25 protein-coding genes and 1 tRNA gene are annotated in these 25,030 nt (G+C 62.4%); 6 read left to right on the forward strand and 20 right to left on the reverse strand.

Annotation, left to right across the window (positions count from 1 at the left end; all coding sequences use genetic code 11):
• Nucleotides 1–36 precede the first annotated feature (36 nt).
• Nucleotides 37–294: an Lrp/AsnC family transcriptional regulator gene (locus LOX95_RS10535; RefSeq protein WP_242914443.1), complete on the reverse strand. Its 258-nt coding sequence runs from the start codon at nt 292–294 to the stop codon at nt 37–39.
• A 114-nt stretch (nt 295–408) separates the two neighbouring features.
• Nucleotides 409–951: an inorganic diphosphatase gene (gene ppa, locus LOX95_RS10540; RefSeq protein WP_242914444.1), complete on the reverse strand. Its 543-nt coding sequence runs from the start codon at nt 949–951 to the stop codon at nt 409–411.
• A 123-nt stretch (nt 952–1,074) separates the two neighbouring features.
• On the opposite strand from ppa, the gene LOX95_RS10545 reads away from it, so the two are divergent.
• A complete protein-coding gene (locus LOX95_RS10545; RefSeq protein ID WP_242914848.1) occupies nt 1,075–1,761 on the forward strand; it encodes a DUF599 domain-containing protein in 687 nt (228 codons plus the stop codon).
• Nucleotides 1,762–1,999: 238 nt separating this feature from the next.
• Here LOX95_RS10545 and LOX95_RS10550 read toward each other — a convergent pair whose 3' ends face one another.
• The gene (locus LOX95_RS10550; RefSeq protein ID WP_427846585.1) at nt 2,000–2,872 is read right to left on the reverse strand and encodes an N-formylglutamate amidohydrolase; all 873 of its coding nucleotides are present in this window, start codon (nt 2,870–2,872) and stop codon (nt 2,000–2,002) included.
• 136 nt (nt 2,873–3,008) lie between these two features.
• Here LOX95_RS10550 and cpdR point away from each other — a divergent pair, with 136 nt between their 5' ends.
• The 3 genes from cpdR (at nt 3,009) to LOX95_RS10565 (ending at nt 5,485) form a co-directional block, all read left to right on the forward strand.
• Entirely contained in the window at nt 3,009–3,365 is a 357-nt protein-coding gene (gene cpdR / locus LOX95_RS10555; protein ID WP_242914446.1) for a cell cycle two-component system response regulator CpdR, read from the forward strand.
• A gap of 113 nt (nt 3,366–3,478) precedes the next feature.
• Nucleotides 3,479–3,553, forward strand: a tRNA-Val gene (locus LOX95_RS10560).
• Nucleotides 3,554–3,682: 129 nt separating this feature from the next.
• Nucleotides 3,683–5,485, forward strand: a complete 1,803-nt coding sequence (locus LOX95_RS10565) for a CIA30 family protein (protein ID WP_242914447.1) — start codon at nt 3,683–3,685, stop codon at nt 5,483–5,485.
• 46 nt (nt 5,486–5,531) lie between these two features.
• On the opposite strand, the gene LOX95_RS10570 is transcribed toward LOX95_RS10565, so the two are convergent.
• The 11 genes from LOX95_RS10570 to LOX95_RS10620 all read right to left on the reverse strand — a co-directional run bounded on the left by LOX95_RS10570 (nt 5,532) and on the right by LOX95_RS10620 (nt 15,835).
• On the reverse strand, nt 5,532–7,577 hold the full coding sequence (locus LOX95_RS10570; RefSeq protein ID WP_242914448.1) for a TonB-dependent receptor: 2,046 nt from the start codon (nt 7,575–7,577) through the stop codon (nt 5,532–5,534).
• 138 nt (nt 7,578–7,715) lie between these two features.
• Nucleotides 7,716–8,003 (reverse strand): hypothetical protein, encoded by a 288-nt coding sequence (locus LOX95_RS10575; RefSeq protein WP_242914449.1) that lies wholly within the window; start codon nt 8,001–8,003, stop codon nt 7,716–7,718.
• A gap of 169 nt (nt 8,004–8,172) precedes the next feature.
• A complete protein-coding gene (locus LOX95_RS10580; RefSeq protein WP_242914450.1) occupies nt 8,173–9,057 on the reverse strand; it encodes a peptidase in 885 nt (294 codons plus the stop codon).
• 118 nt (nt 9,058–9,175) lie between these two features.
• Nucleotides 9,176–9,802, reverse strand: a complete 627-nt coding sequence (hisIE, locus tag LOX95_RS10585) for a bifunctional phosphoribosyl-AMP cyclohydrolase/phosphoribosyl-ATP diphosphatase HisIE (RefSeq protein WP_242914451.1) — start codon at nt 9,800–9,802, stop codon at nt 9,176–9,178.
• Nucleotides 9,799–10,566: an imidazole glycerol phosphate synthase subunit HisF gene (hisF, locus tag LOX95_RS10590; protein WP_242914452.1), complete on the reverse strand. Its 768-nt coding sequence runs from the start codon at nt 10,564–10,566 to the stop codon at nt 9,799–9,801. The genes hisIE and hisF overlap by 4 nt, the downstream gene beginning before the upstream one ends.
• A complete protein-coding gene (hisA, locus tag LOX95_RS10595) occupies nt 10,566–11,297 on the reverse strand; it encodes a 1-(5-phosphoribosyl)-5-[(5-phosphoribosylamino)methylideneamino]imidazole-4-carboxamide isomerase (RefSeq protein ID WP_242914453.1) in 732 nt (243 codons plus the stop codon). Before hisA ends, hisF begins: the two co-directional genes overlap by 1 nt.
• A complete protein-coding gene (gene hisH / locus LOX95_RS10600; RefSeq protein ID WP_242914454.1) occupies nt 11,294–11,896 on the reverse strand; it encodes an imidazole glycerol phosphate synthase subunit HisH in 603 nt (200 codons plus the stop codon). The genes hisA and hisH overlap by 4 nt, the downstream gene beginning before the upstream one ends.
• Complete coding sequence (hisB, locus tag LOX95_RS10605; RefSeq protein ID WP_242914455.1) at nt 11,893–13,317, reverse strand: imidazoleglycerol-phosphate dehydratase HisB; 1,425 nt, start codon at nt 13,315–13,317, stop codon at nt 11,893–11,895. The genes hisH and hisB overlap by 4 nt, the downstream gene beginning before the upstream one ends.
• Complete coding sequence (hisD, locus tag LOX95_RS10610; RefSeq protein WP_242914456.1) at nt 13,314–14,621, reverse strand: histidinol dehydrogenase; 1,308 nt, start codon at nt 14,619–14,621, stop codon at nt 13,314–13,316. The genes hisB and hisD overlap by 4 nt, the downstream gene beginning before the upstream one ends.
• The gene (gene hisG / locus LOX95_RS10615; RefSeq protein ID WP_242914457.1) at nt 14,621–15,499 is read right to left on the reverse strand and encodes an ATP phosphoribosyltransferase; all 879 of its coding nucleotides are present in this window, start codon (nt 15,497–15,499) and stop codon (nt 14,621–14,623) included. Before hisG ends, hisD begins: the two co-directional genes overlap by 1 nt.
• A 24-nt stretch (nt 15,500–15,523) precedes the next feature.
• The gene (locus LOX95_RS10620) at nt 15,524–15,835 is read right to left on the reverse strand and encodes a YerC/YecD family TrpR-related protein (protein ID WP_242914458.1); all 312 of its coding nucleotides are present in this window, start codon (nt 15,833–15,835) and stop codon (nt 15,524–15,526) included.
• A gap of 168 nt (nt 15,836–16,003) precedes the next feature.
• Between LOX95_RS10620 and LOX95_RS10625 the strand changes: the two genes are divergently transcribed.
• A complete protein-coding gene (locus LOX95_RS10625) occupies nt 16,004–18,271 on the forward strand; it encodes a TonB-dependent receptor (RefSeq protein ID WP_242914459.1) in 2,268 nt (755 codons plus the stop codon).
• A 78-nt stretch (nt 18,272–18,349) separates the two neighbouring features.
• Nucleotides 18,350–19,027 carry a Fe2+-dependent dioxygenase gene (locus LOX95_RS10630; protein ID WP_242914460.1) on the forward strand — a complete coding sequence of 226 codons (678 nt, stop codon included), beginning with the start codon at nt 18,350–18,352 and terminating at the stop codon, nt 19,025–19,027.
• Here LOX95_RS10630 and LOX95_RS10635 read toward each other — a convergent pair.
• From LOX95_RS10635 to LOX95_RS10660, 6 genes are all read right to left on the reverse strand, one after another.
• Nucleotides 19,024–20,382, reverse strand: coding sequence for a flavodoxin domain-containing protein (locus tag LOX95_RS10635; RefSeq protein WP_242914461.1), 1,359 nt, complete (start codon nt 20,380–20,382; stop codon nt 19,024–19,026). The genes LOX95_RS10630 and LOX95_RS10635 overlap by 4 nt on opposite strands.
• An 18-nt stretch (nt 20,383–20,400) precedes the next feature.
• Nucleotides 20,401–21,474, reverse strand: coding sequence for an FAD:protein FMN transferase (locus tag LOX95_RS10640; RefSeq protein ID WP_242914462.1), 1,074 nt, complete (start codon nt 21,472–21,474; stop codon nt 20,401–20,403).
• 2 nt (nt 21,475–21,476) lie between these two features.
• The gene (locus LOX95_RS10645) at nt 21,477–22,277 is read right to left on the reverse strand and encodes a DUF4198 domain-containing protein (protein WP_242914463.1); all 801 of its coding nucleotides are present in this window, start codon (nt 22,275–22,277) and stop codon (nt 21,477–21,479) included.
• Between the two features lie 10 nt (nt 22,278–22,287).
• Nucleotides 22,288–22,800, reverse strand: coding sequence for a DUF2271 domain-containing protein (locus tag LOX95_RS10650; RefSeq protein WP_242914464.1), 513 nt, complete (start codon nt 22,798–22,800; stop codon nt 22,288–22,290).
• A 12-nt stretch (nt 22,801–22,812) separates the two neighbouring features.
• Nucleotides 22,813–23,460, reverse strand: a complete 648-nt coding sequence (locus LOX95_RS10655) for a PepSY-associated TM helix domain-containing protein (protein WP_242914850.1) — start codon at nt 23,458–23,460, stop codon at nt 22,813–22,815.
• 102 nt (nt 23,461–23,562) lie between these two features.
• Nucleotides 23,563–24,960 carry a UDP-N-acetylmuramate--L-alanine ligase gene (locus tag LOX95_RS10660; RefSeq protein ID WP_242914465.1) on the reverse strand — a complete coding sequence of 466 codons (1,398 nt, stop codon included), beginning with the start codon at nt 24,958–24,960 and terminating at the stop codon, nt 23,563–23,565.
• Nucleotides 24,961–25,030: the final 70 nt, after the last annotated feature.

The raw sequence follows: 25,030 nt of genomic DNA on the forward strand, positions 1-25,030 counted from the left end.
TTTCGATTGGCTACTGTCTAGGACGGCGCCCGTCGATCACCCCTTCGTGGGCAGGAAGGGCGAGAAGGTGATGACGGTATAGGTGTCGCGGATATTAGGACGGGTCTGGACCTGTTTGGTCACGAAGGTGCCGATGTCCATGTCCTTGGGCAGGTGGAATTTGGCCAGCAGATCATGATCACCCGAGATCGAATAAACCTCGCTGATGTGCTGAACGTTATCGACTAGATCGGCCGCTACATCATTGGCGAAGCCCAGCTCGCATTTGATGAAGACGAAGATGGCGGTCATCATGGTGGCAACACTCCTGAATGCTCCGCATGCCATAACGCGGGCGAGGGTAGGGGCCAAGAAAAAGGGCGCTGCGGTTACCCGCAACGCCCTTAAATCTTTAACCCGAGGCCGGTTTTACTTGGCGGCCAGCTTGGCTTGGTGTGCAGCCTGACCGGCAACGATCAGGTCAGCAGCTTCCTGAGCCGAGCCCCAACGGTCGATCTTCACGAACTTGCCTTTTTCGAGGTCTTTGTAGCGGGTGAAGAAGTGCTCGATCTGCTGCAGCTGGATTTCCGGCAGTTGTTCGTACGAGGTGACGTCCTTGTAGAACGGGGTCATCTTATCGACCGGCACGCACAGGATCTTTTCGTCGCGGCCAGCTTCGTCGGTCATGATCAGCACGCCGATCGGACGCGAGCGCAGAACGCTGCCAGCGACAACCGGATACGGACTCAGCACCAGCACGTCGCACGGGTCGCCATCGTCCGACAGGGTGTGCGGGATGAAGCCGTAGTTGGCCGGATAGACCATCGGGGTCGACAGGAAGCGGTCGACGTACAGAGCGCCCGATTCCTTATCCATCTCGTACTTGACCGGCGAGCCGCTGGCCGGGATTTCGATGATGGCGTTGACGTCCCACGGAGCGTCCTTACCGACCGGAATGGCGTCGATGTTCATGTTCGTGCTCTATTGCAGATGCGAAAGAAGTTGGCGGGCGTGATAAGCTTTGCGACGCCTTACGGCAAGCGTCGCTTGGATTAAGTCGACGATGGTCCGGATGCCATAGCGGGTTTGAAGAATATGCAGTTGCTGGACTGGATTGCACTGATTGTCTTTTTGCTGGTGTGGATCGGCTATGATCCCCTGCTGAAAGTGATCGCCCGTCACGCGGGATCGCTAAACTCGGACATGCTGGTGGTGCGCGATGCGTGGATGCGCGCCATGACCGTGCGCCAGCTCCGGCTGGTGGACAGCCAGTTGATGGGCCACACCATGTCCTCGGCATCCTTCTTTGCCTCGACGAACCTGATCCTTATCGCCGCAGTGGCAGGCGTGTTGTTCGGGGGAGAAAGCGCGATACGCGGCATTATGGCCGTCAGTGCCGACGCGGCACCTGTACGTTTGCTGGAAGGCAAGCTGGCGCTGGTTCTTCTGACGCTCGCGCGCGGATTGCTCGATTTCGTCTGGGCCCTGCGACAGCTCAACTACACTGTCGCCCTGATCGGTGCCGCCCCGGAAATCGGTGACGAGGTTGATCGCGATGCGTTTGGCGTGACGGTGGGCAAGGTTCTCAATCCTGCGCTCGCGTCCTTCAATCGCGGGGTGCGCGGCTATTATTTCGCCTTAGCAGGTGCAGCGTGGTTGTTTGGTTCGGTCTGGCTGCTGCTCAGCGTCGTATCGGTGATGGCCTTGCTACTGTGGCGTCAGTCCGCCTCGCCCGCCGCACAGGCTGTGCGTGCCGCCAGACGTATGCTGGAAAATAAATAGCACCGATATATTGAGACCTTAGTCGCACGATTCATGCGGCAACGAGCATCGAGGCCCGCGTTTTCGGCATTTTGTGACAACTTCCGAAACACGCCGTGAAAGAAGGTCGCGAATCCGTGGTTGATATTTTGTGCGCTGCAACCTAAGTTGAGGTCTGACGCTTTTGAGCGTCTCGCCCTTCCTGGGCGTTTCCTCCCTATAGACTTTTATAGCCGCGCCGGTTTGGCGCGGCTTTTTTTTATCTGCGCACGCCTGTGTCGGCTTCGGCCATGGCGCAGAACTGTGCGATGACCCGTCTCAAAGCGGTTTCGCAGCGCTTCCAACCTGCCGCAGGAGTGTGTGAGCCCTCGTCCCAATACAGACGCCGGTTCACTTCGATCTGCACTGCGTGAAAACCATCCTCGGGCTGGCCCCAGAGCTGGGTCGCATAGCCGCCGGCATAGGGGCGGTTCAGACCCACGCGCCACCCCTGCGCTTCGAACAGAGCACGCAGGCTACGGGTCCACACCGAATCGCAACTTGAGCCATGACGGTCCCCGAGCACGATGTCCGGCCCGTTCGGACCTGTGGCGCGCCTGGGCATGGAATGCCAGTCGATCAACACAGCCCGACCGGCCTCTTTGCGCGCGTCGTGCATCAACCGGGTCAGTTGTCGATGATAGGGGCGATGAACCTTGTCCAGTCGCGCCTCGGCCTCCGCCAGGGTGAGCCGCCGTTGATACAGCGGCTCGCCATCGCCGCTGACCCGGTGCAACACGCCATAGCCCGCAATGGTTTTCGGGGTCGGTTGATCAAAGGGACAGTCGGCAATCAGCGCCGGATCAAGGTCGGTCTCGGCGCGATTCAGGTCGACATAGGCCCGCCCATAGCGCGCCAGCAATAGCGTGGCCCCTGCCGACATACCGCTAGCGATCAAACGATCCATTGCGGCGTCCTCGACCGACCGCAAGCGTGTCTCGTCGAGATCGGAGTGCATGTCTTCAGGATAGATTGACCCCGAATGCGGAGAGCAAAACACTAGACCGGTCACGCGATCCGTCGCGGGACGACGCACCTCGAAGGCATCACTGTCCCTTTGCAGGCCAGACGGAGTGAGGGAGGCGGCGTCCATACCTTCCTGTCTTAGAGCAATTCGATTTACGCGTCCTGAATGGTCGTAATTCGCGCGGTGGTGGCCTGACCTTCATTGCTGGTTTACACGTCGATGTTAGCTGAACTGCAACGACGACATCACCTCAGAGATTCTAATGGCGCGTATTCTTCTGGCCGAAGATGATTCCTCCCTTCGCGGTTTCCTGAAACGCGCATTGGAGCGGGCCGGGCATGACGTCATCGATTGCGAGAACGGCGACGACGCCATCGATGCGCTCGAAGTCCATCCATTTGATCTGCTGCTAACCGACATTGTTATGCCGGGCGCGGACGGCATCGAAGTGGCCCGCAATGCGAGTGCGCGCGATCCCGGAATGAAGATCATGTTCATTTCGGGATTTGCAGCCGTAGCCCTTACGGCGGCGCAGGCTTCGCCCCAAGCCAAGGTTCTGGCCAAGCCTGTGCATTTGAAGGACCTGGTCGACGAGGTCGATCGTATGATTGCAGCGTAATCTCAAAAATATCGGAAAAGGTTGAAAAAACCTCTTGCCGATTCCGTAAATCCGCGGCTATACGACGGGCCTTCCCGCCCACCAAGGCAACTTGGACGGGCCGCAGAACAGGCGGACGCGTAGCTCAGCGGGAGAGCACTACGTTGACATCGTAGGGGTCACAGGTTCAATCCCTGTCGCGTCCACCATTCTCTCATACATCGGCAATCCCTAACCGAACGCCTCGCGGTGTGCGGCTTTTGCTGTTCTCTTTCTACGGTCTGGCTTACATCCGCATCACCGGATGCAGAGGGGCATTCGTCGAGGGAACTTCAAGTATGAGTACTTCCATGAAGGTGGTGCGCCGTACCCTGCTGGGTGCGGTCGGCTTTGCGGCACTGGGGGGCTTTGCACCCTCCAGCGACAATCAGGCGATTGCCATTATTGGCGCGACGGTCTTCGACGCGACCGGCTCTGCGCCCCACGCCGCCAATGTGATCATCCGAGACGGAAGAATCGCCGCTGTAGGCCCCGACGTGCGGGCACCGCGTGGAGCGCGGGTGATCCGTGCCGAGGGCAAGGCCTTGCTTCCGGGGTTCTGGGACGTTCACACCCACTGGACGCCCGGCGGTGATCCCGCAATGACGCCAGACGTGGCGACCGCTTACGTTCAAGCGGGCGTGACCATGGTGAACGACTTCCATCAGCCGCCCGAGAGCTTCGAACCCCGCCGTCGCTGGCTGTCGCAACTAGCAACGCCGCACGTCAATCTCACAGCGCGCATGTCCACGCCGGGCGGACATGGAGCGGATTGGGCGGATCAAAACACGACGCGCTGGGCCAATACCCCCGAAGCCGGACGTGCGGGCGTTCAGGCCATCACGCCTTATCAGCCGGACCTGATCAAGGTCTTTGCCGATGGTTGGCGCTATGGCCAGTCGGCAGATAACACCAGCATGGACGAATGGACCCTGAAGGCCATCGTCGACGAGGCCCATAAGGCGAACCTCAAGGTCGTGACCCACACGGTTACAGTCGAACGCGCCAGTTTCGCGGCACGCGCCGGTGTCGATATCATCGTCCACAGCCTGCAAGATCGCGAACTGGATGACGCCACTGTCGAGGCAATGAAAGCCGCACGCACGGCCTATGCGCCCACGCTGGCCGTTTATGAACCCGTCAAACCGGGACAGGCGGCACCGTCGGATCCTGACAGCCCGCGCTTGCGCCAGTCTGTTCGCAAATTTGGCTACGCGCTTTCGAATGTGAAGCGCCTGCACGACGCAGGCATCCTGATCGCGCTCGGCACCGATGCTGGCATGACGGGCACGCCACATGGCTCCTCGACCCTGCACGAGATGGAGTTGCTGGTTCAGGCGGGACTGACGCCGACTGAGGCCCTCATGGCCGGTACCGCCAATAGCGCGCAGGCCATGGGCATGATCGCGGACCGCGGCACCATCGAGGTCGGCAAGCGGGCTGATCTGGTGCTGGTCGATGGCCGACCGTGGGAACAGATTTCGGATGTTCGCAAGACCCACGCTGTGCTGATCGACGGCAAGGTGGTCCACGGGTTGGGTGTCGCATTGCCGCAAGCGAACCGTCAGCCTACCTTACCGCCCGTAAAGGTCGGCGCGACGGTTGATGACTTCACGCGCCCCGATGGCCGCACCAATCTGGATACGCTTCGCGTCGAGGACTTCGACGGGGGGCAGGATCGCACCAGCCAGATCAGCCAGATCGTGACCGGCGAAGACGGCACCCGCTATCTGTCGATCGCGGCCCGCATGTCGCAAAAGTACAGCCCGACTGCTGGCGTAATCTTTCCGATGGCACGGGGCGGCATCGAACCTGCGGACCTGTCCGGATACCGCGGCATCAGGCTGAAGGTTCGCGGGGACGGCATGCCGTATGATCTGCGACTGCGCGGTCTGGCGGGATCTTGGACCGGCCGCTTCAATGCCTCTTCGGAGTGGGCCGAGATCGAGGTGCCGTTCGATGCACTGACCCCCGTGGCTCTGCGCGACGGTGGTCAAGGTGCTCCGTTCGACGCCACCCACATCTTTGACTTGCGCTTGGGCATGGTGCGCGAAGGCGGTAGCCGCGCATGGCTCGAAGTCGGCAGCATCAGTTTCTACTAAACAATGACAAAAGCCCCGCCGGATCATCCAGCGGGGCTTTTTTTATTCAGTAGCTCAGGCGAACGCCTGCGCGGACGGTGCGCGGTGCGGTGTATCCGGCCACGCCGGTGGCGGTCATCGAGGTCTCGATTTCCTCGTCCAGCAGATTATCCGCCGCCAGCCAAATCGCCGCATTGGGCACGACCTGCCATTCGGCGCGGGCATCGACCGTCCAGCCCGCCTTCAGGACGCGAAGATTCAGATCGTCGTCATAGCGATCGGATTCGTAGCGGGCGGTGACTGCGAGCATTAAGGTCGGGGTTGCCTGCCAGTCGGCCCCGACATTGCCGCTCCATTCAGGAGCCTGTGCGGGACGAAGTCCCGTCAGTTGCGTCGCCGCCGATCCGCCGTCCATTTCGGCATCGGTCCACGCCAGGGCACCGCGTACGATCAGGGTGTCCGCGATGCGATACTCACCGGACAGTTCGACGCCGACGGCCTCGACGGTGCCGGCGTTCAGGCGCTGTCGCAGGACGCCCCCATCGGGCACAAAGCCTGCGCGGGGGAATGTTCCGGGTCCTTGTGCCAGCGTGACGTTTACAACGACATCCTCGATTGTATTGGCAAAGACCGACGCGCTGAGGGCGTGGCGCGTCCCTTCGTGGCCCACCCCGATATCGAGACCCTTCAGTTTCTCCGGCACCAGTGCGGCATTGGCTTCGGTCAAGTCATTGCCCACGCGGAAAGGCCGGTGAAGCTCGTTAAGGGTAGCGGGCCGGAAACCTGAATAGGCCGCCGCGCGGGCACTCCAGCCGTTGCCCATGGCACGCCGGATACCGAAACGGGCGCTCATGACCTCGTCGCGGCGTTGCTCTTCGCTTTCGTCCAGCGTGACGGCACCGGTTAGCTGGTCGTCTTCGATGCGGAAGCCGCTCTTGTTTTCCCACTGGTCCAAACGAAGCCCGCCCGCCAGCAGCCAAGGGCCTGCGCGCCACGAGGCATCGACGTAGCCGCCGACGACCGAGGCCTCACCACCCGCTCTGCGGCCCCGCGTGAACTCGCCCTGCATGTAGCGGAACAGTTCCTGTGTCTCGCCGTCATTGAAGCGGGCGTCCAAGCCAACTTCCCACTGCATCTGTCCGGAGGCCAAACCTGTCTCGCCGCGAAGGGCCGCATTGGCACCGCGCCCTCTGGCGGGCGTGCGGTACTGAACATTCGCAGGTGTGAGGGTGTTGCGAGCCGCCGAAACCGCACCGGAGCTGTTGAACAGATTGCTCTGGATCTCCCACGCCTGAAGCTTCCACGAGAGGCCGTCGGCACCGATCGAGCGGGCCAGTGTTGCTGACACACTGTGGCCCGAGGCGTTGGCGCGGTTGGATCCCAGTCCCGAGCCCCGGTCTTCTTCCCAGCCCGCCGCACGGATAGACAACTGGACGTCATTGTCGAAACCGTAGTCCAGACGGCCCGAAAGGGTCTGGTTCAGCAAATCCATGGGCACGTCTGCCAAACCTGCCGCAGGACCGCGCACGGGCACATAGCCATCACTGGTCTCGTGACTGCCTGCCAAGGTAAGGGCGGCGCGACCAGCCTGCACGCGGCCCAGCGCGGCGGCCCTCAAAGCGCCACGGCTTCCCGCAGAAAAATCGAGCAGCCCGCCTTCCTGATCACTCTCTTCAAGGCGGACCGTTCCGGTCAGCGCCCCTGCGCCATAGGGGCCGGAGCCCGCGCCTCGCACAAGGTCCAGTCGCCCTATGCCCTCGGGAATGATCTGGCCCCAGATGACCCAGCCGCCAAACGGATCATTGATCGGCACGCCATCCAGCGTCACCAGTGCGCGTCCCGCCCCTGTGGGAGCAATAGCGCGCAGCGACAGCCCCTGCGTGGTCGGATTTGCAGCCAGGCTGTCGGCGCGACGGAACAGAGTGGCGGCGGGTACGCTGCCCAAGGCCTGATCAATGCGCTGGCTGCGTCGGACCTTCTCCGCGTCGATCTGCACTTCGGCAAAGGCGGCTTCAGCCGACAAGGGCGGTATGCGTGCGGCCCTGACTATGATTTCCGCCACGCGTGTCGGCTCTTGAGGTTGAAGGGCCGGTTCGAGCGGTAGATCGATCATGAAACAAATCTCTGTCGTGTTACGCGAAGCCACCTTGGCAGTATGTGCACGCCTACACAAACCAAGGGCTGGTCAGGGCAAAGAAAAACCCCGCCGACAATGCCGACGGGGCTCTCTATTTCTAAGGTCGCTGACCGATTAGTTGGTCGCAGCCGGAGCAGCCGGAGCGGCAGCAGCGCCGTCACGGATGGCGTCCGCCTTCTGGTCGGCATTATCTTCGACAGCGTCAGCCTGGGCGTTCAGAGCGTCCTTGGCAGCGTCGGTCGCAGCAGCGTCAGCTTGATTTTCAAGCTGGGTCACGGCGACGTCGGCGTTGGCTTCAACAGCATCAGCCTTGGCATCTGCTTCTTTTTCAGCGGCGTTCTGGCAGGCAGCCAGGCCAGTCATAGCAGCGACGGTCAGGGCGGCGAGTACGATCTTGCGCATGGGTGCTCCTTGCGGATGGAAGTGCAAAAAACATAAACGCCGTTATGTGCCGAAGGGTTCACAGCCGCGTGATAAGTTTTTTACCACGCGACCCAAACTTGGCGCCAACGGGCCCAAATACTGCCACGTAGCCTAACTGCGGTACGCGACAAAACGGCGTTTATGTTGGTTATTGGACTTCGCTGATCGACAGCTTGCCGGGGATGGGGTCATCGCCGAAGGTGCCGACCCAGATGTCATAGACACCGTCCATAGCATCGCGGAACACAACACGCGGGTTGTTGCCGCCGCCACTGTCATCATCGCAGTACCACGAACCATCCGGCGCATTGATGACCAGAGTGGTGTCGCCCTTCGCACGGAAGGTGAAGGTCAGCGGGAAGTTGCCGCCGTCGCGATAGGTGACCTCATAGTCGGGGGCGGAGGCGATTACGCCAGCGCACGAGGAATCGAGGTTGGAAGCGCGGATGGTGCCGCCTGCGGTAATGTCCACGACAGCCGGATCGGGGGTGAAGCCCGAACGCAGGATGACTTCGCCGAACGTCGCCTCGGCGCTGGTATCGACGCCATCGCTAGAGCCCGCGCTCTCGCCGCTGATCTCGGAAATCTCGAGCCTTGCCGAGACAGTGTTCTCGCCAACGGCACCAACCCAGATGGCGTAGCTGCCAGAGCGCGGCGAGCCGTAGGACACTTCCGGGTCAAAGCTATTGGTATCGTCGTTGCACTGCCAGTTGCCGCGCGGATCACGCACCACCAGAGATACATCGGAATCCGACGAGGCGCGGATATACAGCGGCATGTCGTCAGCGGAGTAGTTCACGACATAGTCGGGGTTGCCACCGATATTGCCGACACAGTCGCTGGCATTGACGCGCGAAGCGTCAATCGGGCCGCCCGCCGTCAAATCGACGGTGTGGGGATCAGGCGTGAAGCCTGCGGACAGACGGGCAGTGCCGTAGACGGGCGTCCCGCGCCAATCCTGAGCCTGAGCCGAAGTTGCCAGTGCTGCCATAACCAGACAGGCACCCAGCACAGGACGGATCATTCGCGACATATTCAATCTCCGAGACGAACACTGTGTTCGATTTTGGACAGCTGTAATCTTATAGAGCCCAACCCACAAAACACTCCCATGTTATCGGGGTTCATTTCGGAAAGGTGACTTCGTCACTTTACTTTTCGCGGGCGTGCAACACGTCCAGTACGTCCTGCAGCTTCATGCCGCGTGCGTAGAGCAGGACCAGCAGGTGGTAGATGAGATCGGCCGCCTCGTTAGCGACTTCCTCATCAGGACCTGCGGTGGCGGCAAGCGCGGTCTCGACGCCTTCTTCGCCGACTTTTTGTGAAATGCGTTTGACGCCCTTTTCGACCAGTCGCGCGGTCCAACTCTCGGAGGGATCAGCCTTGGCTCGAACGGCAATGGTGCGTTCCAGCTTGGCCAACTGGCCTACGCCCGGTGCTGCCTCGTCACCAAAGCAGGACGGGCGGCCAAGATGGCAGGCGTTTGCGTTGACCGGACGTACCTTCACCACAACAGCATCGGCATCACAGTCCGGCGTCACCGAGACGACATTCAGGAAGTCGCCCGAGGTCTCGCCCTTGCGCCAGCGCCCGCCACGCGAGCGCGAGAAGAAAGTGGCCTGCCCACTTTCCAAAGTTTCCTTCAGGGCTGCCTCGTCCATATAGGCGAGGGTCAGCACCTGAAGGGTATCCGCATCCTGCACCACGGCGGGGATCAGACCGTTACCCTTGGCGAAGTCGATGGCGGACACGTCCACGGAATTTTTCAGATCGCTCATATGCGTACCTCCACCCCGTTCTGGTCGAGGTAGGTTTTGAGATCGGGGATGGCGATAGCGCCGGAGTGGAAGACGCTGGCCGCCAGTGCGCCGGAGACATCGGCGTCTTTGAAAGCCGACAGGAAATGCTCCATCGCGCCAGCGCCGCCAGAGGCGACCAGCGGGATAGTTAGGCGCTCGCGCACCGCTGAGAGTTGGGCAATATCATAGCCTTTGCGCACGCCGTCCTGATCGATGCAGTTCAGCACGATTTCGCCTGCACCAAGCTTCTGGGCTTCGAGAATCCAGTCGAGCGTCAGCTTGCCAGCGCCTTGGCGGGCGTTGGGATCGCCGGTGTATTTGTGGACCTTCCACTCACCATCCTGAAACGCGCTGTCGACACCGACCACGACACACTGGCGACCCAGAACCTGCGCCATCTCGGCAATGAGTTCGGGGCGCTCCAGAGCGGGCGAGTTGATGGACACCTTGTCCGCGCCGTGGTCGAGGCAGCGTGCGGCCTGTTCGACCGTGCGGATACCGCCCGCGACGCAGAACGGAATGTCCAGCAACCGCGCGATGTCCTGTACCCACGAATAGTCGAGGGTGCGGCCTTCGGGGCTGGCGGTGATGTCATAAAAGACCAGCTCGTCCGCCCCTTCGTCGCGATAGCGGGCGGCCAGTTCGGCGGCATCGCCCATATCGACGTGGCCTTCGAAGCGCACGCCTTTGACGACGCGACCGTCCTTCACGTCAAGACAGGGGATAATGCGGCGAGCCGTCATTATGAAACAGCCTTGATCGCTTCGGCGACGGTGAACTTACCCTCGTAGATGGCGCGACCGGTGATGGCACCGTCACAACCGATATCGCGGGCGGCCTTCAGGTCCTTGACGGTCGCAACGCCACCAGAAGCTTGCAGCTTCAGATCGGGGCGACGGCGCAGGGCCTCGCTGAGCAGGTCAAGGTTCACGCCCGTCAGGGCACCATCGCGGCTGACGTCGGTCATCAGGACGTGACGCAGCAGCTCCGGCGGATAGCGGTCCAGCACGGTCCAAAGGTCCACACCTGCAGACTGGGTCCAACCCTTCAGTGCAGGCACAGGAAGGCCGTCTTCGTATTTCACGTCCAGGGCCAAGGTGATGGCTTCGGGGCCGAACTGGTCGAGCCAAGCCAGAACCTGATCGGACTGGGTCACGGCCAGCGAGCCGACCACGACGCGGGCGACGCCGTTGCCGAGCAGGCGTTTGATATCGTCCTCGGAGCGAACACCGCCGCCGCACTGGATTTTGACGTCCACGGCTTTTGCCATGTCCCCGACCAGTTCGTACTGACGGGCACCGCCGGCCTTGGCACCGTCGAGGTCAACGATGTGCACCCATTCGGCTCCTTCGGCGGCAAAGGCGGCGAGGCGGCTGGCGGGGTTGTCGTCGTAACGGGTGACCTTGTCGAAGTCGCCGTGCATCAGACGCACCGCAACACCGTCTTTCAGGTCAATGGCGGGATAGATGATCATGCGGGCAACTCGAGGAAGTTTTTAAGGATACGCGCGCCGGTCTTGGCCGAGCGCTCGGGGTGGAACTGGCAGCCCCAGCGGTTCTTGTGATTCACCACTGCGGGCACGGGCAGGCCGTAGTCGGCTGCGGCAATGGTCGCCTCGCCATCGGGGCAGACAAAGCCGTGGACGAAATAGGCCCACTCGCCATCGTTGACGCCTTCCAGCAACGGATCGTCACGACGCTTGGTCAGGCGGCTCCAGCCCATGTGGGGGGACGGCATGGAGGGTTTGGGCTCGATAGCAGTAACGCGACCGGGGATGAGGCCCAGCATCGGCACATCGCCGTCCTCGTCAGACGCTTCGAACAAAAGCTGCTGCCCCAGACATACGCCCATCAGCGGGCGTTCGAAGGCCCGCAAGGCCTCGACCAATCCGAGGGCCTCCAGACGCTTCATGGCGTAGCCCGCCGCGCCGACGCCTGGCAGGATGACACGCTCGGCATCCAGTACATCGACCGGATCTGCCGTCACGCGAACGCGTGCGCCCAAGCGCTCCAGAGCAAATCGCACAGAGGCGATATTACCGGAGCCGTAACCGATCAGGGTGACGTTGCTCATAGAACACCCTTGGTAGAAGGGATGGCGTCGCCCTCGACCTTGATGGCCTGACGCAGCGCACGGCCAAAGCCCTTGTAGCAGGCCTCAGTCTTGTGGTGATCGTCGGTTCCGGTGACCTTGATATGCACCGCCGCACCCAGGTGCTCGGCCAGCGAGCGGAAGACGTGGGCGGTCATGTCGGTGCGATAGTCGCCGAGGAAGGGCGTATCGAACGTGCCTTCGAACACAGGGAAGGGACGGCCTGACAGGTCGATAGAAACAACCGCATTGGCCTCGTCCATCGGCAGGACAAAGCCGTAGCGCTGGATACCCTTACGCTCGCCTAGAGCCTGTTTCAGCGCTTGGCCCAGAGCGATGGCGCTGTCTTCGATGGTGTGGTGCGGATCGGTGTGCAGGTCACCCTCGCACTTCAGGCGCAGTGAAAAGCCGCCGTGTGCCGCGATCTGTTCCAGCATGTGGTCAAAGAAGCCGACGCCGGTTTCGATTTTGACCGGACAGGTTTCATCAAGGTTCACCGCGCAGACGATGCGCGTCTCCTTGGTGTCGCGGACGGACTGGCCGATGCGCGGAGCGCGGGCCTTGGCGATGTTCAGACCAAAGGCCGCCAGCAGGCGGTCGTTGACCTCGGCCTTTAGCGAAATCGGCAGGCGCAGACGGTCGCCGTCAATGTCGGCCGCAATACCAAAAGCTTTAAGCTGACCCAGCGAACCGTTCAGGTCCTCGGGGCGGGCGATCAGCACCGGACCCACACCCTTATCGACGGGGACAACGCGTGCCAGTTCGCGCTCTACGCGCTCGCGTTCGCGACGGACGGTGGCAATCCGCTCCTTGCTTTCCAGCAGGCGCGACGGGTCAAGAACCTGCATAGCCAGCTTCACCAGGGGGGCGGGCAGGGCATAGGGCTCCAGCACCGAAGCCAGACGCGCCAGCGTGTCGGCCTGACCGATGGCAGCGCCCACGCGTGCTCCGGCCAGACCATAGGCCAGCGACAGGCTGCGCAGGACGACAAGGTTTGGATTGTCGCCAATGACCGTGGTGGCCGAGGTGGCATCCGAAAACTCGATCACGCCTTCGTCCACGACCAGCAGGCCGGGGGCGACGCGGGCAGCCATTTCGGCAATGGCCTCGACCGATCCAATGGCGCGGGCGATGACTGCCAGCGGCTCGCCACGGTCCGGATAGATAGCCGACAGAGTGGTGTAGGGCTCGGCCTTGGGGGCTTCGACTGATCCACCGTCACGAGCGGCCAGACGGTAGACCAGTTCCAGCGCGTGGGTCAGGCCGCGAACGGGCAGGACCTGCTCGGCCTCCACGCCATAGATTTCGGCCATGCGCGCGGCCAGTGCCGACGGGTTGGACGGATAGCTGTCCAGACCTTCGGCACCGGAGACCAGTGGGGCATACGGGGCGGGAAGGCTCATGCCTCGCTCCTGTAGTCTGCGGCGCGGGCATGGCCTTCGAGGCCTTCCAGTCGCGCAAGGCGGGCGGCAATCGGGCCAAGGGCGCGGGCACCCTCTTCGTTGACGTATTGCACCGACATCGAGGTCATGAAGCTGGCGGTGGTCAGGCCACCCAGCGTGCGCGCTCCGCCATCGGTCGGCAGGACGTGGCTGGGGCCAGCGGCATAGTCGCCCAGCGTCTCGGCGGCCCAGCCCCCGACGAAGATGGCACCGGCGGCTTCGATGCGGTCGACCAGATCACCGGCGTCCTCGGTCTGCAGCGCGAGGTGTTCGGGGCCATACATATTGATGACCTCGATCACGTCATTCGGATCGCGGGCGAGGATGGCGCGGGCCTCGGAAAGCGAGGCGCGGGCGATCTCTTCGCGCGGCAGGGTGGAGACCTGTTCCTCGACCTCTTCCAGAATGGCGGTGAGCGCCGTTTTGGTCGTGGCGACGAGGATGACCTGTGCGTCCTTGTCGTGCTCGGCTTGGCTCAGCAGGTCGGCAGCGGCGATGACGGGATCGGCGGCGCTGTCGGCCACGACCATCACTTCGGACGGACCGGCAGGCATGTCGACGGCAGGACCGGCGGGCAGGGCGTTGGCCTGTTTCTTGGCCTCGGCCACATAGGCATTGCCCGGACCAAACAGCTTGTCACAGCGCGGAATGATGCCGTCTTCCAACTCGACGCCAAAGGTCAGGGCGGCGATGGCTTGAGCACCGCCGATGGCCCAGATGGCATCAAGGCCAGCCTCGGCGGCGGCGATAATCATCGCAGGGTGGACTGAGCCATCCTTGGACGGCGGGGTGACGACGACGCGGGTTTTAACGCCTGCGACCTGCGCCGGAATAGCCTGCATCAATAGCGACGAAAACAGAGGTGCCGTGCCGCCGGGCACATAGATGCCCGCAGCGCCAATGGCGCGCCATGCCAGCTTGGAGCGCACACCTGCCGTTGTCTCGATCAGGGCGCTGTCCTCGGGCTTGGTGGCCTGATGGAAGACGCGGATATTTTCGGCGGCCATGCGTATGGCGCGGGTGTCGGCAGGGGCCAGTTGATCGCGAGCCGCGTTCAGCGTCTCGTTATTGATCGCGAAACGGCGCGGCGGGGCACCGTCCAGCTTGATGCACCAGTCATTGACCGCAGCACCGCCACGCAGCGCCACGTCCTGCATGATCTCGCGCACCACGCCGGTGACGTCTGCCGCCGCGCGGTGGGCGGGACGGGCCAGAGCCTCGCGCTTTTGGGCTTCGTCCAGTTGGGACCAGTCGAACGTCTTCATCACATCATCTTCTCGATGGGCAGGACGAGGATGGCCGAGGCACCAACGGCCTTCAGCTTCTCGAGCGTCTCCCAGAATACAGCTTCCTGACACACGGCGTGCACAGCAACCGCATCATCACGACCGGCCAGCGGCATGATGGTCGGCGAACCGGCACCCGGCAGGATGGCGATGATCTCGTCCAGCGCCGCGCGCGGGGCGTTCATCATCACATATTTCGCACCTGACGAGGCGATCACGCCCGACATGCGCTCCATCACGCTGTCCAACAGGTCGGCCAGTTCCGGCTCCGGAGCCTTGGGCGATTTGATCAGGACGGCCTGGGATTCAAACACCGTGTCGCGGGCGACAAGGCCGTTGGCCTCCAGTGTTGCGCCGGTGGAAACCAGATCGCAGATGGCGGCGGCCAGCTTCATGCGCGGGGCCACTTCCACTGCGCCGCGCATCAGCACGACCTCGGCCTTGACGCCTTCGGCTTCCAGATAACGTTTCAGGATGTTGGGATAGGAGGTGGCGACGCGCTGACCTTCCAGATCCTTGGCGCCATTCCAGTCACCCGGCAGGGTGGCCAGCTTCAGCGTGCAACGGCCAAAGCCCAGCGGCATGACGATCTCGGCGTTCGGGCCACCGTTGCGGCCTTCCTCCAGAACGTTCTCGCCGACGATGCCGAGATCGCAAACGCCATCGGCCACGAAGGTGGGGATGTCGTCGTCGCGCACGCGGATCAGATCGATGGGATAGTTTTCGACGCGATACAGCAGTTCGTTATGACCCTTCACCCATTTCAGGCCGGCGTCGCGGATCAGGTCCAGCGAGCGGTCGGCCAGACGGCCGGATTTCTGAATGGCGATACGGAGCCGACCTTGTGCGGTGCTCATGGGATTACTTTCTCGGGTCAGAATTCAGTCAGCGGAGGCGATGCGGTCCAGGGCGATGCGATAGCCCTGATGCGGCATGTCCTTCAGATAGCGGGCGACGCGGACCACGGTGGTGGGGCTGGCCCCCGCCTCTGCAGCGATCTCGCGATATGACTTGCCCCCCGCATCCAACAGACGCGCGACCTGCAGGCGCTCGGTAAAGGCGCGAAGTTCCGCAGGGGTGCAAAGGTCGGCCAGCAAGGCGGCCATCTCCTCGCGCGACTGCATGGACAAAAGCGCGTCCAGCAGCGCCTCGCGGGCGGCGTCTTTCGGAGGATTGGCAAGGGTGTCTGTCATGTCGCGCGCTTCACTATGCTGTAACAGTGGAACAGTCAACCCCGCCTTTGTCGGGCGGTACTAAAGAAAAAATGGATGCGCTAATGAGAACTGTTATCAATTTACTTGCGGCAGAATGTCGCTGTGCTATTGCGAGCGCCTCTCATTGTTACTCAAAGGCGACCCCCGATGACCGACTCCCGCGCTCTCGCAATCAAGGCTTTGTTTATGGCCGGAGGCGCAGCCGGTATTCTGGGTTCGACCCCCGTACTGGCCGAAGCCAACGAGGGCGTTGTCGTTGCCGAGGTCAGTCAGGATGCTACCAATCTCGGCACCATCGACGTGCATGGTCGTAAGGTCCGCCGCGAGCCCACCGGTCCGGAGTTTGTCGCGCCGCTGGTGGATACCCCGCGCGCTGTGACCGTGATCCCGCAGCAGGTCATCGAGCAGACCGGAGCCATGTCGCTTCAGGATGTCCTTGCCAACTCGCCGGGCATTACGCTGGGCGCAGGCGAGGGCGGCCAGCCTCTGGCCGATCGCCCGATCATCCGCGGTCAGGCGTCGGGCAACAATATCTTCGTCGACGGCCTGCGCGACAGTGGGGGTCAGCAGCGCGAAGTCTTCAATCTGGAACAGGTCGAAGTCGTTAAGGGGCCGGACGCTGTTTACTCGGGTCGTGGCTCTGGCGGTGGCAGCATCAATCTGGCCACCAAACAGCCCCGTCTAAACAACTTCACCCACGTTTCGCTGGGAGCCGGAACCGACGCCTATCTGCGCGGCACCATCGACACCAACTATAGGATCAGCGACAACGCCGCCCTTCGCCTGAACATTATGGGCGCACAGGGCGATGTCGCCGGACGTGACAGCGTCGATTACGACAAGTGGGGCCTCTCGGCCGCTTTTGCTGCGGGTTTGGGGACCGACACCACCTTCACCGTCGGCTATTATCATCTGACCTCGAACCAGATGCCGGATTACGGCCTGCCGCTGTTCACCAAGACGGGCGTGCGCGATGACGAGAGCGGCGTGCTGAATGTCCCGCGCGATGCCTTCTACGGGGTCAAGGACCGCGACTATCTGGAAAACAAGGTCGATACCTTCACCGCCATCTTCCAGCATGATTTCAGTGACAACCTGCGCATCCGCAATGTCACCCGCTATTCGGAAACGCTGAACGACTACGTCGTCACCAATCCGGGCGATGGCGGCAATGTCACCAATGGCGGCGTGGCCAATGTCGGTGGCGTGTGGTGGATGAAGCGCGGTAACAAGTCGCGCTGGAACCCGACCCGCACCGTCGCCAACGTCACCGACCTGACGGGCTCGTACGAGCACGGCAATATCACGCACAACTTCAATGCAGGGGTGGAGCTGTCGCGAGAGAAGAACCGCAACGCCTCCTACGCGATCACCACCACCGGCGGCTCGGCCTGCCCGGCACCGTTGACGGGTTACGACTGCACGCCGCTCTATGCACCGAACACGTCGGATAGCTGGCAAGGCACGATCCAGCGCAGCCTCGTCTCGCGCAATTCGACCGATACGCTGGCGGTCTATGCGTTCGACTCCATCAACATCGGCGAAAAGCTGATCCTGAACCTTGGCGTCCGCTATGACGATTATTCGGTCGACGGGGTGGACGCGTCGGGCACCCTGACAGCTCCGGTTTATACCGTGAACGGTGGCGACTGGTCCTTCACTAACTATCAGGTCGGCGTCGTCTATAAGCCGACGCAGAACTCCAGCGTCTATGCGTCGTGGGCCACGTCTTCGACCCCGCCGACCATCTCTGCCGGTGACCAGAACACCACGGGCGTCGGCTCGGGCAATCTGGCCGGCACGCTGTTGGAGCCGGAAGATACTGAGAGCTTCGAGATCGGTGCCAAAGCCACCCTGTTCGACGACCGGCTTGCGCTCGGTGTCGCGGCCTTCCAACTGACGCGCGAGAACGCGCAAATCCTCGTCGCTCCGAACATCTACGAGCAAGCCGGCGAGGTCGAGGTCAAGGGCGTCGAGCTATCGGCGTCGGGCAACATCACCGACAAGTGGCAGGTCTTCGGCGGCTACACCTGGCAGGATTCCGAACTGGTGAAGGGGGCCTACAACAGCACTGTCATCGGCGAGCAACTGGCCAACACGCCGGAACATTCGGTCAGCCTGTTCACCACCTACCGCCTGCTGCCCAAGCTGACGGTTGGCGGCGGCGTCTACTATGTGTCGAAGTCGTGGGGCGGTAACCAGAACGGTGCGGGCGGCGGGACCAATCGCGTCTATGCGCCGGAATATACCCGCGTCGATCTGATGGGCACTTACGACATCAACGACACGGCCTCGCTGACCCTGAATGTGAAGAATGTCGGCGACGAGCGCTACATCATGCGCACGAACGGTGTGCACCATGCCGACGTGGCACCGGGCCGCTCGGCCATGCTGACGCTGAACCTGCGCTACTGATATCCACCAATGACCTGAACAGTGGCCCTGTCATCCAATGGATGGCAGGGTCATTGCCTTGAGGAAGTGAGTTTCGCCATGCTGCTGCATATCCCTGCCGTCTTTTCCAAAGACGAGGTGAAGGCCCTTCGCGCTGTGCTGGATCGCGGTCCGTGGGCGGACGGCAATATGACCTCGGGTCACCAGTCTGCCACAGCCAAGCAGAACCATCAGCTTCCCGAAGACAGCGCCGAGGCGCGCGAGGTACAGGGCATTATCACCCAAGCCCTCTATGCCAACCCGATGTTTATGTCGGCGGCGCTTCCGCACACGGTCTTTCCGCCCCTGTTCAACCGCTATGAGGGCGGCGGAAACTTTGGCACCCACGTCGACAACGCCATCCGCCAGCGCGGCAATGTGCGCATCCGCAGCGACCTTTCGGCGACCCTCTTCCTGTCCGAGCCTGAAGACTATGACGGTGGCGAACTAATTATCGAGGAGATGTACGGCGAACAGAGCGTCAAACTGCCGGCGGGCGATATGGTGCTCTATCCGTCCAAGAGCCTGCACCGAGTTACGCCTGTGACGCGCGGGGCACGGGTCTCCAGCTTTTTCTGGCTACAGAGCCTGATCCGCGACGATGCAGACCGCGAAAGCCTGTTCCGGATGGACGTGGCCATTCAGCGCTTGAACATTGAACGCGGGCCGAAAGATCAGGCCGTCATCGAACTGACCGGCGTCTATCACAACCTGTTGCGGCGCTGGTCCGAGGTTTAATAGACGTCGCGGCGATAGCGTCCGGCGTCGGTTAGGCCCTGCAGTCGCTCCTCGCCCAGCACGGTTTCCAGCGCGGCGTGAACGCCCTTGGACATGCCCTCCAGGCTGCCGCAGACAAAGATATAGGCCCCGCGATCAATCCAGCGCTCGATGTCGCGGGCGTTCTCTGAGATCAGGTGCTGGACATAGCGGCCATCGCCTTCGTCGCGTGACCATGCCTGATCCATGCGGGCCAGTATGCCTGCGGCCTGCATGGCCTTCAGTTCCTCGCCGAAGAAGTCGTCATGGGCACGGGTGCGCTCGCCGAACAGCAACCAAGCCTGACCTTTGCGTTCGACTTTCAGGTGGGCGCGCAGGCCCGCGATGCCGGTGCCGTTACCAATCAGGATAATCGGGGCTGCGGACGGAGCAGGCCGGAAGCTGCGGTTCGGGCGAATGCGCATGTCGACGACATCGCCTTGAGCAAGGTCGCGGATCAGCCAGCCTGACCCCAGACCATAGCTTCCATCCGGCGCGGTCATCAGGCGCACACAGAACTCGGCCCCGTTATCGGCAGGGACCGAGGCGAGGGAATATTCGCGCGTCACGCGCTCGCCTACAGCATCTGAAGGCAGGGCGAACTCGGCGATGTCACCGGCTTCCCATTTGGGCGAGTGGCCGACGGGCTGGAAAACCAGATGCCACGCCTCGCCGCCGGGACTGCCGGGGTTCAGGTGCACCTTGCGAACCAACTGCCACCGATCATAGGCGGCGGGTACCCATGCGTAGAGGTTCTCGGTCCCTGCCATTTCCGCCAGTTGCTGCTGCCAAAGGGTCAGTGCGGCAGGGTCGTTGTTATCAACCTCGATGCGGGGGAAGAGGGGTTTGGCACCGCTATCGCTCGCCCATGCGTCGATCTGGCGGCCAAAGGCACAATAGCGATCATAGGATTTGTCGCCCAGCGCCAGCACAGCAAAGCGCAGGTTTGGCAGGGCGGCGCTGTGCGTCATCTGGCGACGCAGGAAGCCTGAGCCATTGTCAGGGGCATCACCTTCACCGGTCGTGGATGCGATGAACAAGACCTTCCGGGCGGACTTTAGTGCAACGTCATCCAGTTCTGACAGGGGAACCGGCCGTGCCGCGGTGCCGGCATCGGAGAGGGCCTGCGCGCTCTGCCATGCCAGTTCCTCGGCCGTGCCGGTCTGGCTGGCGTAGGCGATCAGAACGGTGTCGGTTGCCGTTTGACCCAAGGCTGCCGCACGAGCCGTTACAGCGGCCAGTTCGCGCCTGACCTTCACAATGGTCCAGCCAACGAGAGCCAGCCAGAGGCCGACACAGATAGCGGCACAGATCCAGTGCAGGGGGCTATGGGTCACGGACGATATCGAAGGGCTTTAAGCCTCTTCCTCCATCATGGCGGCATAGGCGGGCGTGTAGTGCTCGACCAGTCCGCGCTCGGTACGCTCTACAAGGTGGGCCGCCAGACCCATTGCTTGGGCAAAGCCCAATCCATCGACCGGACCCAGGACAGTCAGTGCCGTGGCAAAGGCGTCAGCACGCATGGCCAGCGCGTCAAAGACCGTCACCTGCGCAAGCTGATTGGAAACGGGGCGGCCCGTCGAGCCGTCGACGGTATGGCTATAGGCCGTTCCGTTGTGACTGAAGGTGCGGCGCCAGTCGCCCGAGGTCGCAACAGCCAGATTATAGAGGGCCGCCACGGTGCGCGGTGCTGGAGAGCCTTCGACCGCTTCAATCTCGACCCACCAAGGCTGGGCATCGGGTTTTACGCCCACGCCTTTCAACTCGCCGCCGATCTCGACCAGATGCGAGGTTGCACCCAGCGCAGTCAGACGATCCGATACGCGGTCTACGGCATGGCCTTTGGCGATGCCGGAGAAGTCGAGTTTCATTCCGCCGATTTGCAGCGCCGCCTGTTGTTCGCGGTTGAGACGCAGCCTGTTCCAGCCGCAGACCGAGCGTGCTGCCTCGATGTCGTTTTGCGACGGGATTGGCAGTAGGGCTGGGCGCGGGCCGGGCGGGCCAAAGCCCCACAAATCCACCAGCGCCCCGAGCGTCGGATCAACAGCGCCGTTCACGTCGTCCGCCAACTCCAGAGACGCGATCAGCAGTTCCCAGAAGTCGTCGGAAAGCGGCACAAAGCCTTCTGCGGCGCGGTTGAAGCGGGAGATTTCGCTGTCGGCGACCCACGGACTGAACAGGGCAATGATCTGCGCCAATTCGTCCTCGATGGCCGTGCGGAAGGTCTGCAGGTCACCACCCGGCGGCGGTACAAACCGCACCTGCCAGGTGGTTCCCATGCTGGTGCCGTCCAGCGACCAGACCAGATCACTGGGCGGGCGCTCCGGTCCCCCTGCCACGGCCGGGATCAGCACGCGGTTTTCACCAAAGTCGTTGGCGACCGGATCGCCGATGACAATCGGGGCAGGGGAGGAACTGGAGCGCTTCATGCTTACGGTAGGACTTCGATCGTGCCGTTGTACGAGGCGTTGGTGCCCGGTTGGCCGTTTGCACCGTCCGTGCGGACCGAGGCACCAATCCAGTGCAGACCCGAAGCGGCCCACGTCACCGAGAAGGTGCCGTCAGCGGCGGTCTTGGTGGCGACTTCTTCGGTTGCCGTGCGGTAACGCTGACCTTCACGGGCGATGGTTACGTCGACATTGGCAGCAGGCTGACCGTTCAGCAGCAGTTTGAAGGTCGAGGCTTCGCCTTCGGCCGCGTCGTTCGGGTGCGATACGGGGACCAGTTCCAGACCTTGGCCGGTCGGGGCCAGAGCGGTCTCGTTCGGGTTGCCCAGCGTCACGAAGGTTTCGGTGCGGGTAAAGGTGCGCGAAGCCTGAACATTGGTGGCATCGGCCGGAATGGCGGTTGCGAAGTCCGCTTCGCTGCCGCGGAAGCGCTTACGCTCGCCGCCTTGCTCGTACATGGCCATGAAGCCCTGCGCGACGTTGGCGACGCGATAAGTGCCTTCCTGCTTCAGCTCGATGTCGAACATCGAACGGTAGCGGCCCGTCGCAGAGTTCTTGGCTTCCAGCTTGGAGCCATCCGGCGCGATGATCTGCAGGTCCGAGAAACGCATGGCTGCGTGGTCCGGCTGGAACACGACGTTGGACATGCCGGCGTCGAAGCCGACCCATGCGTCATTGCCCGACAGAACCGTCGAAGTCGGGGCGATCCATGCGCGGTGCGCCTGAGCCGCCATCGGGGCGGCGAGTGCGGCGGTCAGGGCCAGCAGTGCGAGGGTCTTTTTCATCATCAGATCCTTAGCGGGTCACGGCGACGCGAACGGCGCCCAGTTCGGAAGAGCCGGAAGCATTGGCCGTGGTCGGGCCGCCCCAGCGGAAAGGAACGCGTACAACTTCGCGGCCACCCAGTTCGCGGGCGGCTTCGACGACGATGGTGTAGTTGCCGGCAGGCAGATTACGCAGACGCGAGGCCGAAACACTGACAGTGTGACGGCCCGGAGCCTTGGTCGGGCCCGATACGCCGTCCGCGGGCAGGCTGATGGCGCGGCCACCCTTGCGCCACCAGGTGCGCATGTCCTTCAGCCAGTCCTTACCGTCACCCTCGGCGTTGCGGGTCTGCTGGTACCAGACGGCGAGCGAGCGGTTCATCGTCTGGTCGGGATTCTCGATCCAAACCGCGACGTAAGGGCGGTGATAGGAGGCGCTGGCGATGCGCGGCAGTTCGACCGAGACAGTCAGATTATTGGCCATGGCCGGTGCCGCGGCGGCAGTCATTGCAGCGGTGGTCAGGACGAGGGGAAGCTTGCGCATGGGGAATACTCGTCAGTGAATGAACAACAGGGCGATGATGACGGGGATCAGCAGGCCAAGGCCCACCAATGGCCACGAGGACGGTCGGCTTCGGGCATGCAGCCAGACCAACGCCAGACCGGTGAGCGTAAAGATCACGCAGGCCACGGCGAAAATGTCGATGAACCAGTACCAGACGACGCCGCTGTTACGGCCTTTGTGGAGATCGTTCAGATAGGCGACAGCACCGCGCGTCGTCTTTTCATAGACGGCTTCGCCGGTGGTCCGGTCCAGCGTCATCCATGCGTCGCCACCCGGCATGGGCAGGGCCACATAGATTTCCTCGGCGGTGGTTTCTGTCGGCTTGCCCGCGATGTTGACGTCAAAGGCGTCCTTGGCCCAGCGGACCATCACATCGGGAGCAGGGTCAGTGGTTTCGTCGGGAAAGGCGGCGAGGCGTTCGACCAGCGGGGCCGGCATCTCTGCCGTCGTCTCCTTGACCACGGGCTTCGCAGGGATTTGCGCCGCGTGGTTGAGCGTGATGCCGGTGATCGCGAACAGCAGCATACCGACCATGCTGACCGCAGCCGAAATCCAGTGCCAGCTGTGCAGTTGCTTGAGCCAGAAGGCACGACGCGCATTGGGAGCCGCCGTCGGGCGGGCCTTTGCGGGCTCTACGATATCAGCATTCTCGTTCACCCCTTGGCCTTGCCACAAGCTGCGAACGATTTGCAATAGTAAATTCTCCAGCGTGGGAAATGCTCCACGAAGGAATCGCCGAAACTACAGGCGGGACAGGATTTCCGCGGCGTAGTGCGACAAGGTGTCGTCACGGGCACCCATCACTAAAATACGGTCACCAGCCTTGGCCTCGCGTACGATTAAATCTGCGCACTGGTCCCGGTCGGGCAGGGCTTCGGCACGGCGACCCGCGCTGCGGATACCCTCGGCGATGTGCTGGGAGCTCACCGAGCGGTCGGTCGTGCCGCCGTAATAGACCGGCTCGGGCATAATCAGGATATCGTCGGGCTTCAGAAGCGTCGCGAAGGTGTCGATGAACTCCTGCTTCATCAGCTTCAGCGGGCCAAAGCCGTGCGGCTGGAACATCACCAACAGGCGGCCGTCAAAGGCGTGCAGGGTTTTGAGGGTGGCGGAAATCTTGTCGGGGTTGTGGGCGAAATCGTCGATGACTGTAATGCCCGAAGCCGATGTGCCGACCGTTTCCAAACGGCGGCGAATACCTTCAAAGCTTTCCAGCGCGGTGGCCGCATCCGCCACCGAAACGCCCAGAGCCGTAACCGCGCCGATGGCTGCGATAGCGTTGGCCACATTGTGCGCGCCGGGAACCTTCAGGCGCACGGTGCGGGTATTTTCCGGCGTGATCAGTTCAAACTGGATACCGTCCGCCAGGGGCAGGATGGCGCGCGCGGCGATGTCGGCGTCTCCCTCGCCCAGTGCAAAGGTGATGACGCGCGAGGTGCCGTTGGCCTGAAGTTGTTGGGCCAGCGCCGCAGTCTCGGTGTTGTCGAGGTTCAACACGGCGGTCTGCGCACGGCCTACGAAGCCACCGAACAGTTCGCGTAACTCTTCCATGGATTTGTGGTCCAGCGAGATGTTGGACACCACCGCCACCGTCGGGTTGTAGCGGGCGATCGATCCGTCGGACTCGTCCACTTCTGCGACAAAGTTGTCCGCACCGCCAACCAGTGCCGAAGCGAAGGGCTGGTCGTCGGTGACAAAGTTCTTCATCACCGCGCCGTTGACCACAGTGGGCTTGCGGCCTGCCTGATGCAGTATCCATGCGACCATGCCGGTAATCGTCGATTTGCCGCTGGTGCCCGCAACGCCGATCGAAACGGGGCTGGCGTTGAACAGCTGGCTGAGGAACTGGGGGCGGGTCAGGATGCTCGCGCCTACGCGTTTGGCGGCTGCGATATCGGGTACAGTGTCCTCGATAGCACCGGATGCAATCACGGTCTGGTCCGGCGAAGTAACGCCCGAGCCGTCCTGCGCAAACAGGCCCACGCCGTGCGCCCGCAGCCAGTCGAACTTCTCGGGCGTACGACCCTGATCGAGTGCGCGGTCAGAGCCGCTGATGCGGTTGTCCTGAGACTGAATGATGAGAGCCAGCGGCATCATGCCCGAGCCGCCGATGCCACAGAAATAATAGTCTTTGTTCATCGGCTTGATTTTGATGCACGAATACGAGGAATGTCTTCCTGCCTGACTAGCACTTCAGTCGCCTGAGACC

The organism is Brevundimonas pishanensis, from assembly GCF_022750635.1.
Taxonomy (GTDB): Bacteria; Pseudomonadota; Alphaproteobacteria; order Caulobacterales; family Caulobacteraceae; genus Brevundimonas; species Brevundimonas pishanensis.